Genomic DNA, 23,693 nt, shown 5'->3' on the forward strand with positions numbered 1-23,693 from the left:
GAGTTAATTGATAACAAGCATCTTTTTACTTATTCCAGATCTGCCACCAGCGAGTTTCTTTTTGAACGCGTTTCCCTGTAACCATCATTTGGCTTTCTGGGAAATTGAGTTTGAACACACGAAGCGAATCGTTACTCAAGTCAGTCATACCTAGCTTCTCATAAGATTTCGTCAGAAGGTAGAGCGCCTCTTCAACAGCGGGCGCACGATCGTAATCGCGAATGACGAGTTGCGCTCTATTGGCGGCAGCTAGATATGCCCCACGTTGATAATAGAAGCGAGCAACGATCACATCCGCTTCCGCTAAAGAGTTAACGATATAGCGCATGCGATCCAAAGAGTCGGGTGCATATTTACTATCAGGGAATCGCTCAACTACCACTTTGAAAGATTCAAAAGCTTCTTTAGCCGCCTTTGGATCTCGCTCACTTAAATCTTGCCCAGTAAATTTGCCGAGCCAGCCCAGATCATCATTAAAGCTAATTAGGCCTTTGAGGTAGTAGCCGTAATCTAAATTAGGACTACCTTGATGCAGCTTGATGAAGCGATCGATGGCAACCAAAGCCTGGGCTTGTTCCTGACCCTTCCAGTAACAATAAGCAGCATTGATTTGGGCTTGTTGCGAATAAGGTCCAAATGGGAATCGACCTTCAAGCTTTTCAAAGTACTTGCCACATTTGGCATAGTCAGCATCATTGAGCTTTTCAGTTGCTTCGGAATATAGCTTTGTTTCAGACCACAGATCGGAGTCGTCTTTTGAGCCATCGCTACCCGCACAGCCACCAAGAATCAGGCAGGCAGCACTAGCTCCAAAAAATAAACCAATAAGGGATTTTCTGGAAGATGACCGAACAGAGGCAGCAAGCCTTAAACTGGCGTCTGTAATAACGTCCGACATAACTAAAAGGCTCTTTAAGCGTGGCATTGCCGCATACTCCCGATTCGAATCCCATTGATTATATCGATGATGAGGACTTCATCACTCTAGAAGTTCCCCCCGAGGTCAGTGGAGAGCGCTTGGACAAGTTTCTTGGCGGGGCTTTGCCTGATTACTCCCGCAATCGGCTTCAGGCTTGGGTTGAGGCTGGGGCGGTCACGGTAGATGGAAAAGTCACCAAAATCCGTCATTTACTCCGTGGGAGCGAGAGTATTAAAGTCTTTCCACAAGAAATGCCCGAGCAATTTGCTTTTGCCCCCGAAGACATCCCTTTGGACGTTGTTTATGAGGATGAGACGATTATTGTAGTCAACAAGCCAGCAGGGCTTGTAGTTCACCCAGCCGCTGGTAATTGGACGGGCACCTTGTTAAACGGCCTGTTATATCGCTTTCCGGAGCTCAAACAGCTTCCAAGGGCGGGGATAGTACACCGCCTAGATAAAGACACATCTGGGTTAATGGTGGTAGCTAGAACTGACTTAGCTCAAACGGCTTTGGTGAGGCAGTTGCAGGAGCGGACCGTGGGGCGACGTTACCTTTCCTGGGTATGGGGTGATGCCCCGTCACAGGGTAAGGTCTTGGCGACTGTGGGCCGTGATCAACGTGATCGCCTCAAAATGGCGGCTGGCTCTGCTCAAGGTAAGCCTGCGGCTACGTTATTTCGCCGCTTAGCTAAAGGTGCTTTTGATGGAAGTCCAGTTGCTTTGTTGGAGTGTCGGCTAGAGACGGGCCGAACTCATCAAATTCGCGTTCATTTGGAATCCTTGGGTTTTCCTCTTTTGGGTGATCCGGTTTACCGCAAAAGAACGCCAGGAGTAGCTAAATCACTCCCTTTTGGTCGCCAAGCTCTTCATGCCTATGCTCTGAGCTTGCAGCACCCAGCAACACAGGAAGTGATGACTTGGTTCAGATTGCCCCCGCAAGATTTAATTGAACTACTCCCCTTAGTGGGAATGACTGAAGCAGATCTGCCTAAGGAAGAGGCATTAATGGCATCCATTAAAAATGATCAACGCAATTAAAAAGATTGACCCAAACTGGCTTGTACCTCGGCAAATTAATGCTTTTTGCACAACTCGGGAAGGTGGAGTTAGTAAAACACCATTTGCCACCCTCAATCTAGGGCTGAATGCTGAGGATGACTCTGCGGATGTTCTACAAAATCGCAGCATCGTAAGATCTAATCTTCCCAACGAACCAATCTGGCTCAAACAGATTCATGGAGTTGGCGTCAGTACCCCATCCTCAAGGGCGTCTTTAGTTGGCGGGGTAGTTGAGGCGGACGCCTCCGTAAGCAATATTCCAAATGAAGTACTTGCTATTTTGACTGCAGATTGCATGCCGGTATTGTTAGCAAGCAGAGACGGGAATGTCATCGGGGCAGCTCATGCTGGCTGGCGCGGCCTAAGCGGTGGTGTGCTCGAAAATACTGTTAAAGAAATGCTCGCTTTATCTCCAGGCCTCAGCCCTCGCGACATTCAGGTTTGGATGGGTCCAGCTATTGGGCCAAGCAAATTTGAGGTTGGTGAAGACGTGCTGCAAGCTTTTTCTGCACACAGCCAATCTGTTTTGGAGCAAGCGTTTAAGCCAATTAATCAACGCCCTGGTAAATATTTGGCTAACCTATATCTACTTGCCCAGGAGCGACTTCGGTCATTGGGTATTGAGCAAATTGATGGCGGTGAATTTTGCACCTTCAATGATTCAGAGAATTTCTTTTCATATCGAAGAGATAAAAAAACGGGGCGTTTTGCTTCCCTTATTTGGATTTCTGAGTTGACCTAATCTTGGGGTTATTACTAGCTTAGCTCTAGGGCTAGGGTTAGTGCGTATAACCCTTCCAGCCTTATAGATGCAGAATGGTCGCAATAACTTTACGAGATCATTATGTTTGCAGGTATGAATACAGGTGTAGCGCCATCTTTGGCTCCACACCACATGGCTTTAATTCCACCAGAGCGTTTGGCAGAAATTCAAAAAGAATACTTTGCGGAGTTCGCTCACCTTGCAACCAATCCAGAGGCTATCGAAGTAAAAGATCGTCGCTTCTCCGGCAAGGCCTGGCATTCCTCTTGGAGCAAGATGATTGCCGCAACCTATTTGCTGAACTCTAAGCACTTGCTTGCGCTTGCCAAAGCGGTCGAGGCCGATGAAAAAACCAAGACCAAAATTTTGTTCACTACGGAACAAATGATTGACGCTTTATCGCCATCAAACTTTATCGCAACCAATCCAGAAGTTCTTGAAAATATCATTAGCTCACAAGGCCAGTCTATTCAGAACGGTATCGTCAATTTATTAAGCGATATGAAAAAGGGCAAAGTTTCTCAGACCGACGAAAGTGCTTTCGAGGTTGGCAAGAACATTGCCACAACTGAAGGTCAGGTGGTGTTTCGTAATGATCTCTTTGAGCTGATTCAGTACACACCATTGACCGATACGGTCTATGAGCGCCCTTATTTAATGGTGCCACCTTGCATTAATAAATACTACATATTAGATTTGCAACCAGACAACTCAGTAGTCCGCTACATGGTTGAGCAGGGCCATACTGTTTTCTTAGTTTCCTGGAAAAACCCGGATGCCTCAATGTCCAAAATTACCTGGGACGACTATGTAGGTGAGGGTGTCATTAAGGCAATTGAAGTTGCAAAAGATATTGGCGGTACAGATCAAATTAACGTACTTGGTTTCTGTGTTGGGGGAACCTTAACTTCCACAGCTCTAGCTGTATTGGCAGCCCGCAAAAAAGATTATGTTGCCAGCTTAACCTTGCTCACAACCCTATTGGATTTCAGTGATACCGGCATCCTCGATGTCTTTATTGATGAGGGTATGGTCAAGTTACGTGAAAGTACGATTGGCGGCGAGGGGGGTCATTTTGGAATGATGTCCGGTTTAGATCTGGGCAACACATTCTCTTTCTTACGTCCAAATGATTTGGTGTGGAACTATGTTGTCGAGAACTACTTAAAGGGTAATTCGCCACCACCATTTGATTTGCTGTATTGGAATGGCGACTCAACGAATCTACCTGGCCCAATGTATTGCTGGTATCTGCGTCACACCTATTTGCAAAATGAATTAATCAAACCAGGCAAGCTGACAGTTTGTGGTGAAAAAGTCGATTTAAGTAAGATTACTGTACCAGCTTATATCTACGCTTCGCATGATGATCACATCGTGCCCTGGAAATCTGCTTATGAGTCGACCCATATCCTCAAAGGTAAGAATCGTTTTGTCTTGGGTGCATCAGGGCATATTGCTGGCGTAATCAATCCACCAGCAAAAAATAAGCGTCATTATTTTGAAAACAATAAATTGGCTAAGACTGCGGATGAGTGGTTAGCTGCCGCAAAAGACATCAAAGGTAGTTGGTGGCCTAACTACGCAAAATGGTTGGAGCAATTTGGTGGCAAGAAAATTAAAGCCAGCAAAACGTTTGGTAATGCACGGTACAAAAAACTAGAAGCAGCGCCTGGTAAGTACGTGAAAGAAAAAGTATCAGTTGCTGTTAAATAATTTTCAAAAAGGGGAAATCATGTCTCAAAAGATTGCATATGTAACTGGTGGTATGGGTGGAATCGGTACCGCTATTTGTCAACGTCTCGCCAAAGATGGCTTCAAAGTGATCGCTGGTTGTGGTCCGAATTCCCCGCGTAAAGATCGCTGGATTGGCGAACAAAAAGCCTTGGGTTATGACTTTATCGCCTCTGAAGGCAACGTTTCTGACTGGGACAGCACAGTTGCGGCCTTTGATAAGGTCAAAGCTGAAGTAGGGCGTGTCGATGTGTTGGTGAATAACGCTGGTATTACTAAAGACAGCGTATTCCGCAAAATGACCCCAGATCAGTGGAAAGCAGTGATTGATACCAACCTGAACTCCTTGTTCAATGTCACAAAGCAAGTGGTTGATGGCATGGCTGATAACGGCTGGGGTCGCATTATCAATATTTCTTCCGTAAACGGTCAAAAAGGCCAATTTGGTCAGTCTAACTATTCCACTGCAAAGGCGGGTCTGCATGGTTTCACGATGGCCTTGTCACAAGAGCTGGCTTCTAAAGGTGTGACTGTGAATACGGTTTCTCCTGGTTACATCGGCACGGATATGGTTAAAGCCATTCGTGAGGACGTTCTCGAGAAGATTGTGGCCGGTATTCCGGTCAAGCGTCTTGGTACCCCAGAGGAAATTGCCTCAATTTGCTGCTGGATTGCCTCTGATGATGGCGGTTACGCGACTGGAGCAGACTTTTCCTTGAATGGCGGTATTCATACCGGTTAAAGCTGCCAAAAATGCAGTTTTAGATGTGTGCTCATCGGCATATTTACCTTTAGGTCAAACTAGGGATAAACTATGCCGATGTTGCATTGCGGTACCGAGAGTTAGGAAAAAATTACATGGCCACACGTTCTAAAAAAGCCGGCGATAGCCGCTTGATCAAGAAGTACCCCAATCGTCGTTTATATGACACCCAAACCAGCACCTATGTCACGCTGGTAGACATCAAAAATTTAGTGATGGCCGGCGATGCTTTTAGCGTTGTAGATGCAAAAACTGAAGATGATTTGACTCGTAATATCTTGCTACAAATTATTTTGGAAGAAGAGGCTGGTGGCGCCCCGGTTTTTTCAACTCAAATGCTTTCTCAAATCATTCGCTTCTACGGCAACTCTATGCAAGGTTTGATGGGTAGCTACCTTGAAAAAACAATGCAGTCGTTTGTGGATATTCACAATAAGTTGGGCGATCAAACGCAAGGCCTAGGTGCGGGTAGCACACCTGAGGCATGGGCCAAGATGATGAATCTTCAAAACCCCTTGATGCAGGGCTTGATGGGTAACTATCTAGAACAAAGCAAAGATCTGTTTGTAAAGATGCAAGAGCAAATGCAAAGCTCCCCAACGATATTCAGTGGTTTCCCATTTCCAGGTCAACCTAACCCGACAGAAAAAGAATAGTTGTGGCGGGGAAAGTTGGTTTTGTTTCCTTAGGTTGCCCTAAGGCTCTGGTTGATTCTGAGCTCATCCTCACCCAATTGAGTGCTGAAGGCTACGAGACTGCCAAAGATTATTCTGGTGCTGATCTCGTGATTGTGAATACTTGTGGGTTTATTGATTCCGCGGTTGAGGAAAGTCTTGCGGCAATTGGTGAGGCCCTGTCCGAAAATGGCAAAGTGATTGTTACGGGTTGTTTGGGTGCTCGAAAAAATGCTGACGGTACCGATCTGATTCAGAGCATTCACCCTAAAGTCCTTGCAGTTACTGGCCCACACGCTACACAAGAGGTTATGCAGGCGATTCATCTGCATCTTCCAAAGCCTCATGATCCTTTTACAGATTTGCTGCCACCTATTGGCGTCAAGCTCACGCCTAAGCACTATGCCTACCTGAAGATATCCGAGGGATGCAATCATCGCTGTACTTTCTGCATTATTCCAAGCATGCGTGGTGATCTTGTCTCACGCCCGATTGGCGAAGTATTGTTAGAAGCCAAAAAGTTATTTGAGTCTGGCGTAAAAGAGTTATTAGTCGTGTCGCAGGATACGAGTGCCTATGGTGTTGATATTCAATATCGCACTGGTTTCTGGGATGGCAAGCCCGTGAAGACGCGGATGTTTGATCTGGTGAATGCCTTAAACCAAATTGCGAGGGAGCATCAAGCATGGGTTCGTCTGCATTATGTTTATCCCTATCCGCATGTAGATGATGTCTTGCCTTTAATGGCTGAGTTTTCCGAGCATGGTTATGGCGTATTGCCTTACTTAGACATTCCTTTGCAACATGCGCATCCAGATGTTTTGAAGCGTATGAAGCGCCCCGCTAGCGGAGAAAAGAATTTAGAGCGTATTCAGGCATGGCGTACCGCTTGTCCAGACTTAGTCGTTCGCAGCACCTTCATTGCGGGCTTCCCAGGCGAGACCGAAGAAGAATTTCAATATCTTTTGAATTTCCTGGATGAGGCCCAAATTGATCGTGCAGGTTGTTTTGCCTATTCACCAGTTGATGGCGCTACTGCCAACGCCTTAGAGAATCCAGTGCCGGATGCGATACGTGAAGAGCGCCGTGCTCGTTTTATGGCCAAGGCCGAGGAAATCTCGACAAAACGACTTGCTAAAAAAATAGGCAGGCGTATTCAAGTCATTATTGATCGGGTAGACGATTCAGGTGGAATTGGCAGAACTATCGGCGATGCCCCTGAAATTGATGGTTTGGTGAGGGTTTTGCCCCCAAGCAAGCCATCCAAACGCTTCCGTGCTGGTGAAATCATCAAGGTAACGGTGATTAGCTCCCAAGGGCATGACCTAATAGCCGAAACTTGACTATTAGAATAAAAATAGTGTTTTGGCCTGTCGTTGGGGTCATTATTTTGCCTATATAGGTACCGTAAAGGGGATTGATATGAGTCGTGATGTCGTCGTTTTAAGTGCTGTACGTTCTGCAATTGGTACATTCAATGGATCACTAAGCAGCCTTGAGCCATGCGAGCTCGGCGGTATCGTGATGAAAGAGGCGGTTGCGCGCTCTGGAGTCGATCCAGCCTTAATTAATTACGTTACTGTAGGTAATACCATTCCTACGGATAGTCGATATGCCTACGTTGCTCGTGTAGCCTCTATTCAGGCTGGCCTGCCAATGGAGTCTGTTGCGATGGCCTTGAATCGTTTGTGTAGCTCAGGCTTGCAAGCGATTGTTACTACCTCTCAAGCCATTATGTTGGGTGACTGTGACTACGGCATTGGCGGTGGTGTTGAAGTGATGTCTCGTGGTATGTACGGCTCTCCAGCAATGCGTAGCGGTGCTCGCATGGGCGACACTAAAATGTTGGACTTGATGGTCTCGGTATTAACTGATCCATTTGGCGTTGGCCATATGGGCGTTACTGCTGAGAACTTAGTAGAAAAATGGAAGTTCACTCGTGAAGAGCAGGATGCTTTAGCGGTTGAGTCTCATCGTCGCGCAGCGCACGCTATCAAAGAAGGTCGCTTCAAATCTCAAATCGTTCCCATCACCATCAAAACTCGCAAGGGTGATGTAGTGTTTGATACAGACGAGCATTGCAAGCCAGAAACCACGATGGAAACTTTAGCGAAGATGAAGGGTGTCTTCAAGAAAGAAGGCGGCAGTGTTACTGCTGGTAATGCATCTGGCATCAATGATGGTGCTGCATTCTTCGTTCTGGCTGAGGCTGAGGCTGCCAAAAAAGCTGGTCACAAGCCAATTGCGCGTTTAGTTTCTTATGCTATTGCTGGTGTGCCTAACCACATCATGGGTGAAGGCCCAATTCCTGCAACGAAGATCGCTCTTGAGCGCGCAGGTCTGAAGTTGGATCAAATTGATGTGATTGAATCTAATGAGGCATTCGCTGCTCAGGCATTGGCAGTCACTAAAGGGTTGGGTTTAGATCCAGCCAAAACTAACGTGAATGGTGGAGCCATTGCACTAGGCCACCCAATCGGTTGCTCTGGTGCTGCAATTGCTACTAAAGCAATCCATGAATTACATCGTGTTCAAGGTAAATATGCTTTGGTTACGATGTGTATTGGTGGTGGACAAGGTATCGCTACGATTTTCGAGCGCCTCTAATCAGCACTCGGTTACTGCTAAAGCCAAACTTGATCTAAGTTAGGCGATTAGCAGTAAAGCAGCATCCAAGCCGACTCGGTCAAAAGCCGCGTCGGCTTTTTCTTTAACGATCGGCTTTGCTTTATAAGCAATGCTAATGCCAGAGCTATGCATCATTGGCAGATCGTTTGATCCATCACCCATGGTGATGGCATTCTTCTTCTGACAATTCATGAGAGTACAGGCTTGCTCCAAGTAGGCGGCCTTCGCTGCGCCATCCACGATATCGCCTATCACTTTACCCGTCAGCTTGCCGTCAATAATTTCTAGGGTGTTGGCCTGGGCTTGTTTAAAGCCTAGCTCTTGTTGTAGCTTTTCTGTGAAGAAGGTGAATCCACCAGAAACCAGGAGGGTATAAAGCCCTTTAGCATTAGCTCCTGCTAGTAATTCAATAGCGCCAGGATTAGGGCGTAAACGCTCTTGGTAGACCGAGTCCAAGACATTAGCAGAAACACCGGCTAAAAGTGCTACTCGTCTGCGCAAGCTTTCTTTAAAGTCTTTGATCTCTCCACGCATCGTGGCCTCAGTAATTTCTGAAACAGCTGCCTTTTTACCAGTGAAGTCTGCAATCTCATCGATGCACTCAATATTGATCAGGGTGGAATCCATATCCATGGCCAATACCTTTACTTCATCCGCTTTAAATCCCGGAGAAAGAAAGGCCAAATCCGCATCGTGCGCAGCGGCAATATCGCGCATAGCTACTCTAGCTTCAGGCATTAAAACGTGCGGACAACTCCAGCGAGCGCTGAAGTATTTTGAATGTGAGGACTTTAAGAGTGGGGTTAATTCGAGGCCCAAGACTTTTGCATGTTCAATCAATGCAGTATTTAATTCTGCAGGGATTGGGGCATTAGCTAGGGCAACAAGTGTAAGGTGCTTTGGCATATATGAGCAGTAGGTATTTAATTGGCTTGAACAGAATTGAGCATGGCAGACTCATTAAGACTTCTCAGTATTTTGCGGATATGGTCTAGACGTTGTTCCAGCCTCTCAAAATCTTTTTCTTTCTGCGGGAGAATTTTCAATTTATCCTGCCCATTGAGCTGGATATACTTTGAAGACTGGATCAATTGAATAATCTTCATCGGGTCAATTGGTGGATTGGGGATAAATTGAATCTGAATTGATGCTGGAGTGGCGTCAATTTTTTTAATCCCAAAGCCGGCCATCTCTAGGCGTAAGCGATGGGTTTCATAAAGTGATTTAGCTTGATCTGGCAGATCACCATAGCGATCAACTAACTCTTCACGCAAGCCCATTAATTCGGAGAAGTCATTTGTCCCGGCAAAACGCTTGTACATTGAGAGTCGCTCATGGACATCAGGGCAATAATCATTTGGGAAGAGGGCTGGCACGCCCAAATTGACATCCGTAGTTGCCTGCAGTGGTGATAGGAGGTCAGGCTCCTTGCCGCTACGTAAGGATTTGACTGCGCGGTTGAGCATCTCGGTATAGAGCTGGAATCCAATTTCATGGATCTCACCGGACTGTTTATCGCCAAGGACTTCGCCAGCTCCGCGGATTTCTAAATCATGCATTGCCAAATAAAAACCAGAGCCCAACTCTTCCATAGCCTGAATTGCATTTAAACGCAATTGAGCCTGCTTGCTGAGTGCCTCAGGATCCGGAACGAGCAAGTAGGCATAGGCCTGGTGGTGTGACCGTCCAACACGTCCACGTAATTGATGCAACTGCGCTAAGCCAAACTTATCCGCGCGATGCATGATGATGGTATTGGCAGTAGGGACGTCAATACCCGTTTCAATAATGGTGGTGCATAACAAGATATTGGTGCGTTGGGTCACAAACTCACGCATGACAGATTCAAGTTCGCGCTCATGCATCTGACCATGGGCTACGCTAATGCTTGCCTCTGGGATCAGTTCTTGTAAGGCATGTTTGCGGTTTTGAATGGTTTCAACTTCGTTATGCAGGAAGTAGACTTGTCCGCCACGTTTAATCTCACGCAGTACTGCCTCACGAATAACGCCATCACCTTCACGCCGCACAAAGGTTTTGATAGCTAAGCGTTTCTGAGGCGCTGTGGCGATGATAGAAAACTCACGTAAGCCTTCCATTGCCATTCCCAGTGTTCTTGGAATTGGCGTAGCAGTTAAGGTCAGAATATCGACCTCAGCACGCAATGCCTTGAGCGCATCCTTTTGACGAACGCCAAAGCGATGCTCTTCATCAACAATCACTAAACCTAAGTTGGCGAACTGGGTTTCTTTTGATAGCAGCTTATGTGTGCCAATGATGATGTCAGCCTCACCTTTAGCAATCGCTTCTAGTGCAGCATTAATTTCTTTAGTAGTTTTAAAGCGGGATAGCTCAACAATGCGAACAGGCCAATCTGCAAAGCGATCTTTCCAAGTAGCTACATGCTGTTCAGCGAGTAGAGTGGTTGGTGCTAGGATGGCCACTTGCTTGCCACCCATCACAGCGACAAAGCTGGCGCGTAAAGCTACCTCAGTTTTACCAAAACCCACATCGCCACAGACTAGTCGATCCATCGGCGTGCCGCTAGTCATATCGCCAATCACTGCGGCGATCGCATTGGCTTGATCGGGCGTTTCTTCAAACCCAAAGCTTTCTGCGAAAGCAGCATAGTCATGGGCCGAGAATTCAAAGGCATGGCCTTTGCGAATGGCTCTTGCTGCATACAGATTCAATAGCTCAGCAGCGGTATCCCGAATTTGTTGAGCTGCTTTACGTCTTGCTTTATCCCACTGTCCTGAACCCAGCTGGTGTAATGGTGCGGAGTCAGGATCAGATCCTGCATAACGTGTCACCATTTGCAGTTGTTGCACGGGCACATACAAGGTCGCATCTTTGGCGTAGACCAAGTGAAGGAACTCTTCAAAAATGGGCTCTTCTTTGGGTGGTGCTAAATTCAGCAGAACCAAACCTTGGTAACGACCAATCCCGTGATCAGAATGCACGACAGGGTCACCAATCTTGAGCTCAGATAAATCTTTGAAGAGCATATCCGGATCAGCGCTCTCACTCTCTTTACCCTTACGGCGTTGGCGAGCGGTAGTTGTAAAGAGCTCGGCCTCTGTTACGACGATGAGATTTTCAGCTGGCCAGGTAAAGCCATTAAAGAGTTGCGCTGTAACTAAGCCGAATAGCGAATCACTCTTAATGAAATCAGCAATGCCTTCAAAGCCTTCTGGCTTTAATGGGTAGAGTGGTTTGCCATTTTGCCCGGCAACTGAATTGCTTTCTTCAAAGAGCTGGCGGATTGATTCTTTACGGCCGTTGCTATCGCTGCAAATAAGAACTCGTACTTTTTCTTGTGAGACTAAAGCGCGCAGTCGATTGATTGGATCCGCATCACGACGATGAACAGCAAGATCTGGGACCGCTAAAAATTGTGGAGTCTCTTTGGTTTCTTTATCCAACACCAATCGTGCATTGGGTTTGGCTGCGGTAAAGAATTCATCTACATCGAGAAATAACTCCGGTGGCGGAAGAATAGGGCGATCAAGATCATGCTTTAAGAATTCATATCTTGAGAGCGTATCTTTCCAAAAACTTTTAATGGACTCTTCGACATCGCCAATACTGACAATCCAGACGGGATCACCTGAGCGCGGGAAATAATCAAATACAGTGGACGACTCTTCAAAAAAGAGGGGTAGATAGGATTCAATACCGGCACTAGGGATGCCGAGGTTGGCATCTTTATAAATCGAGCAACGTGTTGGGTCACCCTCAAATACTTCACGCCACCTGCCACGGAAGGCAGTGCGTGAAGCATCATCAAATGGAAATTCATGCCCTGGTAGCAGTCTGACTTCTTTAACCGGGTAGAGGCTGCGCTGAGTATCTGGATCAAAAGCCCTGATTTGCTCTATCTCATCACCGAATAGATCCAAGCGATAAGGCAGGCTAGAACCCATTGGAAATAAATCAATTAAGCCACCGCGAATGCTGTATTCACCAGGTCGCATCACAGCACTTACGGGATCATAACCAGCCTGTTGTAGTTGAAGTTTGAGCGCTGCTTCGTTGAGTTTGTCGCCTTGCCTAAAAAAGAAGGTGTGGCCAGATAGGAAGTTGGGTGGGCCCAGTCTTTGTAGCGCGGTAGTAATCGGGACCAAAACAATATCGCAGCTACCGTTTAGCAATTCATACAGGGTCGCTAGGCGCTCTGAAACTAAATCTTGGTGTGGTGAAAAATGGTCATACGGAAGAATTTCCCAGTCAGGCAATAGGCGTGTTTTGAGTTGCGGTGCAAAAGCTGGAATTTCTTCCAAAAGACGCTGCGCTTCCTGTGCCTGTGCGCAGAAAATGACCATGACGGAGAATTCAGAGCGGTAGCGAAGGGCGGATTGGGCAATTAATGCGGCATCAGATGAGCCAATCAAGCCTGAAAAGGTAAAGCGCTGCCCAGCCCGCGGTGCAGGTATGGGGGGTGCTAGTTTTAATGCATCAGACATCGAGCCTCATTATAGAATCAGGTATGCACTCTGGAATTCAAACTTCGCAGTCCTTGGCCAGTTGCCATGCTTTGTTACCTACGGCTGGTACAGGCTCTAGACTTGGTGGGGCATTGCCAAAGCAGTTTCAGGAACTGGCGGGTAAGCCTATGCTGGCTTATGCATTAGATGCATTTATCCAAACTCCAGAGATTGCCTCTATTTGGGTTGGTGTAAGCCCTAGTTTTATTGATAACTCTATATTGGGCAGCCTTTCCAGTAAATCTTCCTTGGTCCAATTCTTGCCCAGTGGTGGTCCAACGCGTCAAGAAACCGTCAGAAACACCTTGGCAGCTATGCTAAAGGCGGGCGTTCCCGAGAATGATTGGGTCTTGGTTCATGATGCGGCTCGACCCGGAATCTCCCCTGAGCTCATTCAAAAACTCATTAATGTAGTGACCCAAACAGACCAAGGCGGTCTTTTGGCGATGCCTTTGGCCGATACTTTAAAGATGGCAGATGCTAGCTCAGCTATTGCTGGTAACCCTAATCGAGCGATCAAGACGATTTCTCGAGATCACCTTTGGCAGGCTCAAACTCCTCAGATGTTTAGCTTAAAGCGGCTACATGATGCTATTGATGAGGGTATTCGGCTTGAGGCAGACATCACGGATGAGGCCAGCGCTATGGAGCTCTCTGGATCCAGCCCATTGTTAATCGAAGGTGCGACACGTAACTTCAAAGTAACGCACCCAGCGGATTGGGAGCTGATGCAAACCATACTGCAGGCATCTACTTAGTAAGCCCTAAGAAAATATATCGATAACTTCATGACCCAAAATACTCCATACATCCCTCAATTTCGCATTGGTCAAGGTTATGACGTTCACGCCTTGGTTGGAGGCCGCAAGCTCATCTTGGGCGGAGTGCATGTCCCCAATGAAAAAGGCTTATTAGGGCATTCAGATGCCGATGCCTTATTACATGCCTTAACTGATGCATTGCTTGGTGCCGCTGGTTTAAATGATATTGGGCAGTTATTTCCTGACACAGATCCCCAGTTCAAGGATATGGATAGCCGAATTTTGCTTAGGGCCGCCCTGCAAAAAATCCAAGCCGCTGGATTTCAGGTCGGCAATGTCGATGCAACGATTATTTGTCAAAAGCCTAAATTGGCCACTTTTTTGCCCGAAATGGTTCGCAATATTGCAGCAGATTTGGCTGTTACGCCAAGCCATGTCAACCTCAAAGCCAAAACCAATGAATCTCTTGGGCACCTAGGAAGAGGCGAGGGGATCGCGGTTCATTCGGTAGCTTTGCTCTACAAGGCCTAAATATCCTCTAAAACCGCCAAGCATTGTAGAATTACGGTCTTTAGAGTGAAGCTTCAGCTCGGTAGTGTTTGCGGAATTCGCGCGAGGATGGCGAAATTGGTAGACGCACCAGGTTTAGGTCCTGACGCCAGCAATGGTGTGGGGGTTCGAGTCCCCCTCCTCGCACCACAAGATAGCTACTTGGCTTGGGCTTCACATATTCCGATTTTCAATTAAGAGACGAGAATGGCTGTGCAGATAGAAAATTTAGGTCAGTTAGACCGCAAAGTGACCTTAGAGTTCGCTCGTGCCGATTTGGCTAAGGCAAGAGAAGACCGATTGGCTAAATTGGGTAAGACCATGAAAGCCCCAGGCTTCCGTCCAGGCAAAGTGCCTAAGAATATGGTCGAAAAGCAATATGGCATGCAGGTAGATTTCGAGCTCCAGTTCGATAAAGCTTCAGAGCTGTTCTATGACTTGGCTCAAAAAGAAAAAATCCTCTTGGCTGGTCAACCACGCCTCGACCCAAAATCAGAATTAGACGCAGACAAAATTGTGTTTGACGCTTACTTTGAAGTTTTGCCAGAAGTGAAGATTGGCGACTTCAGCAAAGCAGAAGTAACTAAATACACTACGGATATTTCCGACGCAGAGATTGATCGTGCATTGGATGTCTTGCGTAAACAACAAGTTCATTACCATACGCGCGGCGAAGCAGGCCCTCATGGTGATGGCGGTGCGAACACAGCCGCTCAAGCTGGCGATCAAGTTGTGATCGACTTCGTGGGCAAGATCGATGGCGTTGAGTTTGCTGGCGGTAAAGCCGAAAATTTTGAATACGTTCTCGGCGAAGGCCGCATGCTCCCAGAGTTTGAAGCTGCTACTTTGGGCCTCAAGGCAGGCGAGAGCAAGACTTTCCCATTAAGTTTCCCAGCGGATTACCACGGCAAAGATGTTGCTGGTAAAACTGCTGACTTCACCATCACTGTTAAGTCTGTGAACTGGGCGCATCTTCCTGCGATTGACGATGCGTTCGCATTGTCATTAGGCGTTACCGAAGGTGGCGTTGCAAAAATGCGTGAAGAAGTAAAAGAAAATTTAGATCGCGAAACAAAACGTCGCATTACTTCCTTGTTAAAAGGCGAAGTAATGGAAAAGCTCAACAGTATTTGTGAACTCGATGCGCCTAAGTCTTTGGTTGCTCAAGAGCAAGAGCGTTTAGTTGAGTCTGCACGTCAAGACTTGATGCAACGCGGTATTCCAAACGCTAAAGATGCGCCAATTCCTGTTGAGATGTTTGCTGAGCAAGCCCTCAAGCGCGTTCGTCTCGGCTTGATTTTGAGCGACTTAGTAAAACAGCAAAACTTGGCCGCTACCGCGGATCAAATTAAGGCTGAGATTGATGAGCAAGCCGCTACTTACGAAGATCCAAAAGAAGTAGTGCGTTGGTTCTATAGCAATCCAAGTCGCCTCAAGGATATTGAGAACTTAGTTCTTGAAGATAACGTGATTAAGTATTTCACTTCGCAAGCTAAAGTGATTGATAAAGCGGTTACCTTCGAAGAACTCAGCAAACTTAACTAAGTTCAACTAAGCTTAAGCATTCACTTAATAAAGGTCACATCACATGAACCAGAATCATTTCCAGTCTGAGAATTTAGAGCCCAAAGGTTTGGGTTTAGTTCCAATGGTCATTGAAACCTCTGGTAGGGGTGAGAGGGCCTATGACATTTACTCTCGCTTACTTAGAGAGCGCGTTGTTTTCTTAGTTGGCGAAGTAAATGATCAAACTGCAAATTTGGTTATTGCCCAATTGTTATTCCTTGAGAGTGAAAATCCAGATAAAGAAATTTCTCTGTACATTAACTCTCCTGGTGGCTCAGTATCCGCCGGGTTAGCGATCTACGACACGATGCAATTTATCAAGCCACACGTAAGCACCTTGTGCATGGGTATGGCCGCAAGCATGGGTGCATTCTTGTTATGCGCTGGCGAGAAAGGTAAGCGTTATGCCTTACCTAACTCACGCGTGATGATCCATCAGCCATTAGGTGGCGCCCGTGGTCAAGCTTCTGATATTGAAATTCAAGCCCGTGAAATTCTTTACTTGCGTGAGCGTCTCAATAAGATTTTGGCCGACCGCACTGGACAAACAATTGAAACAATCGCCAAAGATACCGATCGCGATAACTTTATGTCTGCTGAGCAGGCTCAAGAGTATGGCTTGATTGATAAAGTAATCGATAAGCGCCCTTAATCCGCATTCATATTTAGATATCTACCTTGAGCGATACAAACACTACCAATAGCGCAGACAAAATTCTGTATTGCTCCTTCTGTGGCAAGAGCCAGCATGAAGTAAAGAAGTTGATTGCTGGACCCTCTGTATTTATTTGTGATGAATGTATCGATCTCTGTACCGACATTATTCAAGAAGAGCTTGCTAAGCTTCCCAAAGCGGATGGCGACGATTCCTTGCCTACACCGCACCAGATTCGCGAGAACTTAGACCAATATGTGATTGGTCAAGATCATGCAAAGAAGACCTTAGCAGTCGCGGTATATAACCACTACAAACGCTTACAGTATTTGCCTAAGCCGAAAAAAGAGAAGCTCGACAAAGACGGTAAACCTGTTGAGGCTAGTGATAAGAAAGAATCAAAAGTTCCCGCCAAGGCAATGGTTGATGGTGTTGAATTAGCCAAGAGCAATATTTTGTTGATCGGTCCAACTGGTTCTGGCAAAACATTGTTAGCGCAGACTTTAGCTCGTATGCTTGACGTCCCTTTTGTTATGGCTGATGCAACGACCTTGACCGAAGCTGGCTATGTTGGTGAAGACGTTGAAAACATTATTCAAAAGTTGTTGCAGGCCTGTGACTACAACGTAGAAAAAGCGCAGCGCGGTATCGTTTATATCGATGAGATCGATAAGATCTCTCGTAAATCAGATAACCCATCAATCACCCGCGATGTATCAGGTGAGGGCGTTCAACAAGCACTATTAAAGCTAGTTGAAGGGACGATGGCATCTGTACCTCCTCAAGGTGGCCGTAAGCACCCGAATCAAGATTTCCTACAAGTGGACACCACTAACATTCTGTTTGTCTGTGGTGGAGCATTTGATGGCCTAGAGAAGGTCATTCAGCAGCGCACTGCGAAGACGGGTATTGGATTTAATGCAACCGTTCCAGGCAAAGATGATCGTGGCGTCAGCGACCTTCTGATCGAAGTTGAACCTGAGGATTTAATTAAATTTGGCTTGATTCCTGAGTTAATTGGCCGTTTGCCAGTGGTTGCCACTTTGGCGCAACTCGATGAAACCGCTTTGATTCAGATTTTGACTGAGCCAAAAAATGCTTTGGTTAAGCAATACCAGGCCCTATTAACAATGGAAGGCTCTGAGCTTGAAGTTCGCCCAGCAGCCTTGTCAGCCATTGCCAAAAAAGCCATTGCGCGCAAAACAGGTGCACGTGGTCTGCGCTCTATCCTAGAGGGCTCGCTCATGGATGTCATGTATGACCTCCCATCACTCAAGAATGTCCAAAAGGTAGTCATTGATGAAACCACCATTGCAGAGGGTGGAAAGCCTATTTTGGTCTACAAGCAAGCTGACGAATCTACGGAATTAAGCAAAAAAGCTTAATTTTTGACATTTTTCATAGTTTTCAGTAGTTTTTTGCTCATTTTTGACGTATTTCCCCCTTGTTTTTCAGTAGGCGGCGCCCATATAGGTAGTATCCTATTCTCAGATAATGTCCGTATGTAGTGGTACGACATTTTTTAGAGTTTTTTACGGAATGACTATTTTGGAGGAATTGCCCCATGCCTGGCCACTTATTACTACCCTCTGAACCTATTCAACTGCCGCTGCTTCCCTTGAGGGATGTCGTGGTGTTTCCGCACATGGTGATCCCTTTGTTTGTGGGTCGCCCAAAATCAATTAAAGCTCTAGAAGCTGCCATGGAAACTGGCAAAAATGTGCTTTTAGTCGCCCAAAAGACTGCCGCCAAGGATGAACCTGGTGTTGAGGACCTCTATGAGGTCGGCTGTATCGCCAATATCCTTCAAATGCTCAAGCTACCTGATGGCACCGTTAAGGTCTTGGTTGAGGGTGTCCAACGCGCCGAAGTGAGTCAAGTAGAAGATAGCCAAGGCTATTTCTGCTGCGAAGCTACGCCAAGCGCAATGTCACTGTTGGATGCTCATGAAACTGAAGCATTACGTCGCGCCATCATGGCTCAGTTCGACCAGTACGTAAAACTCAATAAGAAGGTCCCACAAGAGATTCTGTCTTCTTTGGGTGGAATTGATGATCCAAGCCGTTTGGCGGATACCATTTGCGCGCATTTGCCAGTCAAGCTGGAGCAAAAGCAACGTTTGTTAGAAATGACTGATGTAGTACAGCGCTTAGAGAGTCTCTTGGCAGATCTTGAGAGCGAGATTGATATCTTGCAAGTAGAGAAGCGTATTCGTGGACGCGTAAAGCGTCAGATGGAAAAGAGTCAACGCGAGTATTACTTGAATGAACAAGTTAAAGCCATCCAGAAAGAATTGGGTGAGGGCGAAGAGGGTGCTGATCTCGAGGAGCTTGAGAAGCGCATCAAGGCGGCACGCATGCCTAAGGAAGCATTGAAGAAGGCTGAGTCTGAGTTGAAGAAGCTCAAGCTGATGTCGCCAATGTCTGCTGAAGCTACAGTCATTCGTAACTTTATTGACACCTTGGTCAATCTTCCCTGGAAGAAAAAAACCAAGATCAATAATGATTTGGCCAATGCTGAAAAAGTCTTAGATGAAGACCACTATGGTCTAGATAAAGTTAAAGAACGCATTCTGGAATATCTTGCGGTTCAACAGCGCGTTGAGCGAGTCAAGGCTCCAATCCTGTGCCTAGTTGGTCCTCCTGGAGTTGGTAAAACTTCCTTGGGCCAATCTATTGCTCGCGCAACCAATCGTAAGTTTGTTCGCATGGCCTTGGGTGGCGTTCGTGATGAATCTGAGATTCGGGGACATCGCCGTACTTATATCGGCTCCATGCCCGGTAAGATTCTTTCTAGCCTCACTAAGGTGGGTGTGCGCAATCCTTTATTCCTCTTGGATGAAGTGGACAAGATGGGAATGGATTTCCGCGGTGATCCTGCAAGTGCATTACTTGAGGTTTTAGATCCAGAGCAAAATCATACATTCCAAGATCACTATGTTGAAGTTGACTTTGATCTCTCGGATGTAATGTTTGTTGCGACGTCTAATTCCTTGAATATTCCTGGGCCACTTTTGGATCGATTGGAAATTATTCGTCTTGCTGGGTATACTGAAGATGAGAAAACCAGCATTGCGACTAATTATTTAATTCCTAAACAGATTAAAAATAATGGCCTCAAGAAAGATGAATTAAAGATTGAGGAATCCGCTGTTCGTAGCATGATTCGTTACTACACTCGCGAAGCTGGTGTTCGTTCTTTAGAGCGAGAAATTAGCAAGATCTGCCGTAAGGTTGTGAAGCTACTCCTGCTCAAGAAAGAGGCCGCTCCTATCACCGTTAATGCAGATAATTTAGAAAAATTCCTGTCTGTAAAAATGTATGACTTTGGTCTAGCAGCGAAAGAGAATCAAGTGGGCCAAGTAACTGGCTTAGCCTGGACAGAAGTTGGTGGTGATCTCCTGACGATTGAGGCAGCAGTGATGCCTGGTAAAGGTGTTATTACTCGAACTGGCTCTATCGGCGATGTGATGAAGGAATCTGTTGAGGCGGCAAAAACTGTAGTTCGCTCCAGAGCTCGCGCTCTAGGAATTGCAGATGAAGCATTTGAGAAGAAGGATATTCATATTCACTTCCCAGATGGCGCCACACCAAAAGATGGCCCATCAGCTGGCATTGCGATTACGACAGCCTTGGTCTCGGTATTTACTGGCATTCCAATTCGATCCGATGTGGCTATGACCGGCGAGATTACCTTGCGTGGCGAAGTGCTTCCCATTGGCGGCTTGAAAGAGAAGTTATTGGCGGCGCATAGGGGCGGAATCAAGTTGGCCCTGATTCCTGAGGAGAATGTCAAAGATTTGATCGACATACCTGATAACGTCAAGAACGCGATTGAGATTGTGCCGGTGCGCTGGATCGATAAGGTCCTGGAGTTGGCCTTGGAGAGATATCCAGTTGCTTTGCCAGACCCAACCCCAGAAGAACTTGCTAAAAAGGCTGCTGAAGCCAGCAAAGCCAATGAAAAGATTTCTTCTGGCGAGGCCTTGAAGCATTGATGTCTAGGGACATTTGAGGGATTTTGAGTTAAATTGACCAGCTTTTTTAAGTCCTATTTGATGAAGAATCTCTCTTTTGTTCTTGCACTAGGTTACAATCTCGTCTGTATTAATTTGGGGCGCTTAGCTCAGATGGTAGAGCGTCTGCCTTACACGCAGAATGTCGGCGGTTCGATCCCGTCAGCGCCCACCAGTTTCCCAATTCGAATTTGTTTTTCTTCTTATAGGCTTTCTAGTTCCTCTAGACCTTCCGCCTAGTACACTCGCATTACTGACTTCATTTCTAGCGATTACTCATGTTTGATACCGTACGTAAGCACCAAAAGATTCTTCAGCTTGTGCTGATGCTATTCATCGTCCCTTCATTTGCCATGTTTGGGATATCAAGCTATTCCAGCTTCATGGATAAAGAAACTGATATCGTTAAAGTTAATGGCAAACCAATCTCATCTCAAGAGGTTGATATGGCCGCCAAACGTCAAGCTGAGCGTGTCGGTGGAAATATGCAAATTGCTCAAAGTTTGCCGTTCCGTCAAGCAGTCCTCAATGAATTGCTTCAACAGCGCATCTTAGGATTCGCAGTTAGTGACCTACGACTACAAGTAGGCAAGCAAGAACTTGTTAACAGCCTGCAAAAGATTCCGCAGATTCGCGCTTTATATCGTCAAGATGGCACATTTGATGATGTGCGTTTTAAACAGTTACTTGCAAGTAACGGTATGAATGAAGAGCAGTTTTACGCTGGTCAAAGTTTTGATTTGAAAATTCAGCAGTTAGTGAACTCTGTGGCGCGAACAGAACTGGCTACTCCAAAATTATCTGAGATCGTCTCATCCTTATATGAGACCGAAAGACAAGTACAAACTTTGCAGTTCAATGCGAAGGACTACTTAGCTAAGGTCAATCCGACTCCTGAAGAGCTTCAGGCTTTTTATGAATCCAATGCAAAGTTATTTGAACGTCCTGAATATATTGACGTGGAATACATTGTTCTTAAGGCAGACCCAAAGGAAGATTCCAAAGCCTTTAATGAAAAAGCAGATCAGTTCGCGAATATGACTTTTGACCAGTCTGATAGCTTGAAGCCAGCGGCGGATAAATTGAAGCTCAGCATTCAAACTCAAAAGGGAGTCACCCGCGCTGGTGCGCCAGGCGTATCTAAAGATCACCCCTTAGCCAATCCAAAGATAGTCCAGTCGCTCTATGGTGATGAGGCTTTAAGAAATAAACGCAATACGGAAGCTGTCCAAACGGCGCCAGGCGTATTTGTATCTGCTCGGGTTGTGACTTTGCATCCTGCAGAAATCTTGCCTTATAAAGAGGTTGCCGCAGAGGTCAAGCGTCAAGTCAGTCAACGTGCGGCAGAGAAGCTGGCAATTGCTGCTGCTGACGAGAAATTAGCCGATCTCAAAAAAGATCCTAAGAACTCTGCTGGCTTTAGTGCTACCAGCTGGATTTCACGTAATAAGCCAGGTAGTTTGGTTGGTCCCTCCATGGATGAAGTGATGGCTATTAGTGGAGAGACATTACCTGCAGTAGTTTCAGTATCTAATCCAGGTGTTGGCACTACGATTTATCGCATTGATCAGGTTCGCCAACCTACGGCTGTAGATACCAAGGCTCATAAAGCACAGGCGCAACAAATCCAAGCATTAGCTGCACAGTCAGAATTTGCAGGCTTTATGGGTTATTGGCGTAACAGTGCCGGGGTTAAAGTAATTAACCCACTCAAACAAGCAAGTGCTGGTAGTGCAGGTAGCTAAACCTAAGGTATTTTTTTCAGCAAGTTACTGTATGGGGCCATTGAGCCCCATACGTTTTTAAAGATAATGCTTTGTGCCTCAACATTTGGGTGCAGGCGATCTACCTGAAATAATTCTGGCTTAGTGGCTACACCCTCCAAGAAAAACGGCATCAACTCAATATGCTCCTGATTGGCGATCTGAGGATAAAGTTTTTTAAATTGCTGGGTGTAGGTTTGACCATAGTTTGAGGGGATCTGTATTCCGCACAGCAATACCTTTGCCCCCGATTTTTTACTCATCTGGATCATTTTGAGTAAATTTGCTTCGGTTTGATTTACCGGCAGCCCACGTAAGGCATCATTTGCGCCTAACTCAATGATGACAATCCCAGGCTTTTTCTGATTCAAGAGATTGGGAAGGCGACTAAAGCCGCCTGAGCTTGTCTCCCCGCTAATGCTGGCATTAAATACGTTCCACGGGCTCTTATCCCTCGCAAGCTGTTCCTCTAGTAGATTGACCCAGCCAGTCCCACGCGGTAAGCCATATTCAGCCGAAAGGCTATCCCCCAATATCAGGATCACTGGCTTTACTTGAGCCCAGGATGAAATGCTCATTAACAGGCAAAATAGCGCTGTAATGAATTTATTGGCAGTTAAAAGCTGAGTCCGCATTTTTCCATTCTAGAAAATTTCACATGAACAAACAGTCTAATTCCATTGTTGCCGATAAAGTGGGCAAGCTGGTAAATACGGCTGATGGTGACTTAGCCATTTTGCACGACCTCAGCTTTCAAATTGAGCAGGGCCAAAGTGTAGCGATTGTTGGCGCCTCAGGCTCTGGAAAAAGTACCTTATTAAGCCTCTTGGCTGGATTAGACCTGCCAAGCTCAGGACAAATTGACTTAATGGGGCAAAACCTCAATCTGCTTGATGAAGACGGCAGGGCACGTTTACGAGGTCAGTTCGTTGGTTTTGTCTTTCAATCATTTCAATTATTACCACACCTGACGGCCCTAGAGAATGTAATGCTGCCTTTAGAAATGGCTGGTGTATCTCAGACTATAGCCAAGCAGGTGGCTGTTGAATGGTTGGAAAAAGTTGGTCTAGGCTCTAGAGCAAGTCATTTCCCTAAAACTCTCTCCGGTGGTGAGCAACAGCGCGTGGCCTTGGCCCGTGCCTTCATTAATAAGCCAGCCATCCTGTTTGCGGATGAGCCTACTGGGAGCCTAGATGAGGCTAGTGGAAATAGGGTGATCGAGCTTCTTTTTGAGTTAAATCGGGAGAATTCCTCAACCTTGGTTCTCGTGACCCACGATCCAGCCTTAGCTGCTCGGTGTGGACGTCAATTATCCCTTCATGGCGGGCGCCTAGCTTAGTCAAAACCTTATAATC

19 protein-coding genes and 2 tRNA genes are annotated in these 23,693 nt (G+C 46.3%); 17 read left to right on the forward strand and 4 right to left on the reverse strand.

The features are described 5' to 3' along the window. Window positions 1-25: 25 nt before the first annotated feature. Window positions 26-898: an outer membrane protein assembly factor BamD gene (locus tag ICN42_RS09620; RefSeq protein WP_216254531.1), complete on the reverse strand. Its 873-nt coding sequence runs from the start codon at window positions 896-898 to the stop codon at window positions 26-28. 20 nt (window positions 899-918) lie between these two features. On the opposite strand from ICN42_RS09620, the gene ICN42_RS09625 reads away from it, so the two are divergent. The 7 genes from ICN42_RS09625 to ICN42_RS09655 all read left to right on the forward strand — a co-directional run bounded on the left by ICN42_RS09625 (window position 919) and on the right by ICN42_RS09655 (window position 8,521). After that, a complete protein-coding gene (locus tag ICN42_RS09625; RefSeq protein WP_216253925.1) occupies window positions 919-1,959 on the forward strand; it encodes an RluA family pseudouridine synthase in 1,041 nt (346 codons plus the stop codon). Continuing rightward, window positions 1,943-2,722, forward strand: coding sequence for a peptidoglycan editing factor PgeF (gene pgeF / locus ICN42_RS09630; RefSeq protein WP_216253927.1), 780 nt, complete (start codon window positions 1,943-1,945; stop codon window positions 2,720-2,722). Before ICN42_RS09625 ends, pgeF begins: the two co-directional genes overlap by 17 nt. 102 nt (window positions 2,723-2,824) lie before the next feature. Beyond that, on the forward strand, window positions 2,825-4,459 hold the full coding sequence (gene phaC / locus ICN42_RS09635) for a class I poly(R)-hydroxyalkanoic acid synthase (RefSeq protein ID WP_216253931.1): 1,635 nt from the start codon (window positions 2,825-2,827) through the stop codon (window positions 4,457-4,459). A gap of 19 nt (window positions 4,460-4,478) precedes the next feature. Further along, window positions 4,479-5,219 (forward strand): 3-ketoacyl-ACP reductase, encoded by a 741-nt coding sequence (locus ICN42_RS09640; RefSeq protein WP_216253934.1) that lies wholly within the window; start codon window positions 4,479-4,481, stop codon window positions 5,217-5,219. A 116-nt stretch (window positions 5,220-5,335) separates the two neighbouring features. Beyond that, window positions 5,336-5,896: a polyhydroxyalkanoate synthesis repressor PhaR gene (phaR, locus tag ICN42_RS09645; protein ID WP_216253937.1), complete on the forward strand. Its 561-nt coding sequence runs from the start codon at window positions 5,336-5,338 to the stop codon at window positions 5,894-5,896. A gap of 2 nt (window positions 5,897-5,898) precedes the next feature. Further along, entirely contained in the window at window positions 5,899-7,257 is a 1,359-nt protein-coding gene (gene rimO / locus ICN42_RS09650) for a 30S ribosomal protein S12 methylthiotransferase RimO (RefSeq protein WP_216253940.1), read from the forward strand. A 79-nt stretch (window positions 7,258-7,336) separates the two neighbouring features. Further along, complete coding sequence (locus tag ICN42_RS09655; RefSeq protein WP_216253943.1) at window positions 7,337-8,521, forward strand: acetyl-CoA C-acyltransferase family protein; 1,185 nt, start codon at window positions 7,337-7,339, stop codon at window positions 8,519-8,521. A gap of 39 nt (window positions 8,522-8,560) precedes the next feature. On the opposite strand, the gene serB is transcribed toward ICN42_RS09655, so the two are convergent. Together serB and mfd are read right to left on the reverse strand one after the other, a co-directional pair. Further along, on the reverse strand, window positions 8,561-9,448 hold the full coding sequence (serB, locus tag ICN42_RS09660; RefSeq protein ID WP_216253945.1) for a phosphoserine phosphatase SerB: 888 nt from the start codon (window positions 9,446-9,448) through the stop codon (window positions 8,561-8,563). Between the two features lie 17 nt (window positions 9,449-9,465). Continuing rightward, entirely contained in the window at window positions 9,466-13,008 is a 3,543-nt protein-coding gene (mfd, locus tag ICN42_RS09665) for a transcription-repair coupling factor (RefSeq protein WP_216253947.1), read from the reverse strand. A gap of 23 nt (window positions 13,009-13,031) precedes the next feature. Here mfd and ispD point away from each other — a divergent pair, with 23 nt between their 5' ends. From ispD to ICN42_RS09710, 9 genes are all read left to right on the forward strand, one after another. Beyond that, entirely contained in the window at window positions 13,032-13,787 is a 756-nt protein-coding gene (gene ispD / locus ICN42_RS09670; protein ID WP_216253949.1) for a 2-C-methyl-D-erythritol 4-phosphate cytidylyltransferase, read from the forward strand. A gap of 30 nt (window positions 13,788-13,817) precedes the next feature. Beyond that, window positions 13,818-14,321, forward strand: coding sequence for a 2-C-methyl-D-erythritol 2,4-cyclodiphosphate synthase (gene ispF, locus ICN42_RS09675; RefSeq protein WP_216253952.1), 504 nt, complete (start codon window positions 13,818-13,820; stop codon window positions 14,319-14,321). Window positions 14,322-14,402: 81 nt separating this feature from the next. Next, a tRNA-Leu gene (locus ICN42_RS09680) sits at window positions 14,403-14,489 on the forward strand. A 57-nt stretch (window positions 14,490-14,546) separates the two neighbouring features. Next, window positions 14,547-15,884, forward strand: a complete 1,338-nt coding sequence (gene tig, locus ICN42_RS09685; RefSeq protein WP_216253954.1) for a trigger factor — start codon at window positions 14,547-14,549, stop codon at window positions 15,882-15,884. A 43-nt stretch (window positions 15,885-15,927) separates the two neighbouring features. Further along, window positions 15,928-16,557: an ATP-dependent Clp endopeptidase proteolytic subunit ClpP gene (gene clpP, locus ICN42_RS09690; RefSeq protein WP_216253958.1), complete on the forward strand. Its 630-nt coding sequence runs from the start codon at window positions 15,928-15,930 to the stop codon at window positions 16,555-16,557. A 26-nt stretch (window positions 16,558-16,583) separates the two neighbouring features. Continuing rightward, entirely contained in the window at window positions 16,584-17,945 is a 1,362-nt protein-coding gene (gene clpX / locus ICN42_RS09695) for an ATP-dependent Clp protease ATP-binding subunit ClpX (protein WP_216253960.1), read from the forward strand. A gap of 179 nt (window positions 17,946-18,124) precedes the next feature. Beyond that, the gene (lon, locus tag ICN42_RS09700) at window positions 18,125-20,557 is read left to right on the forward strand and encodes an endopeptidase La (RefSeq protein WP_216253963.1); all 2,433 of its coding nucleotides are present in this window, start codon (window positions 18,125-18,127) and stop codon (window positions 20,555-20,557) included. Window positions 20,558-20,674: 117 nt separating this feature from the next. After that, a tRNA-Val gene (locus tag ICN42_RS09705) sits at window positions 20,675-20,750 on the forward strand. A gap of 103 nt (window positions 20,751-20,853) precedes the next feature. After that, window positions 20,854-22,320 (forward strand): peptidylprolyl isomerase, encoded by a 1,467-nt coding sequence (locus ICN42_RS09710; RefSeq protein ID WP_216253966.1) that lies wholly within the window; start codon window positions 20,854-20,856, stop codon window positions 22,318-22,320. 2 nt (window positions 22,321-22,322) lie between these two features. On the opposite strand, the gene ICN42_RS09715 is transcribed toward ICN42_RS09710, so the two are convergent. Beyond that, window positions 22,323-22,973 (reverse strand): arylesterase, encoded by a 651-nt coding sequence (locus ICN42_RS09715; RefSeq protein ID WP_216253969.1) that lies wholly within the window; start codon window positions 22,971-22,973, stop codon window positions 22,323-22,325. A 23-nt stretch (window positions 22,974-22,996) separates the two neighbouring features. Between ICN42_RS09715 and ICN42_RS09720 the strand changes: the two genes are divergently transcribed. Next, a complete protein-coding gene (locus tag ICN42_RS09720) occupies window positions 22,997-23,677 on the forward strand; it encodes an ABC transporter ATP-binding protein (protein WP_216253972.1) in 681 nt (226 codons plus the stop codon). Window positions 23,678-23,693: the final 16 nt, after the last annotated feature.

It is taken from the genome of Polynucleobacter sp. 71A-WALBACH (genome assembly GCF_018882365.1).
Taxonomy (GTDB): domain Bacteria; phylum Pseudomonadota; class Gammaproteobacteria; order Burkholderiales; family Burkholderiaceae; genus Polynucleobacter.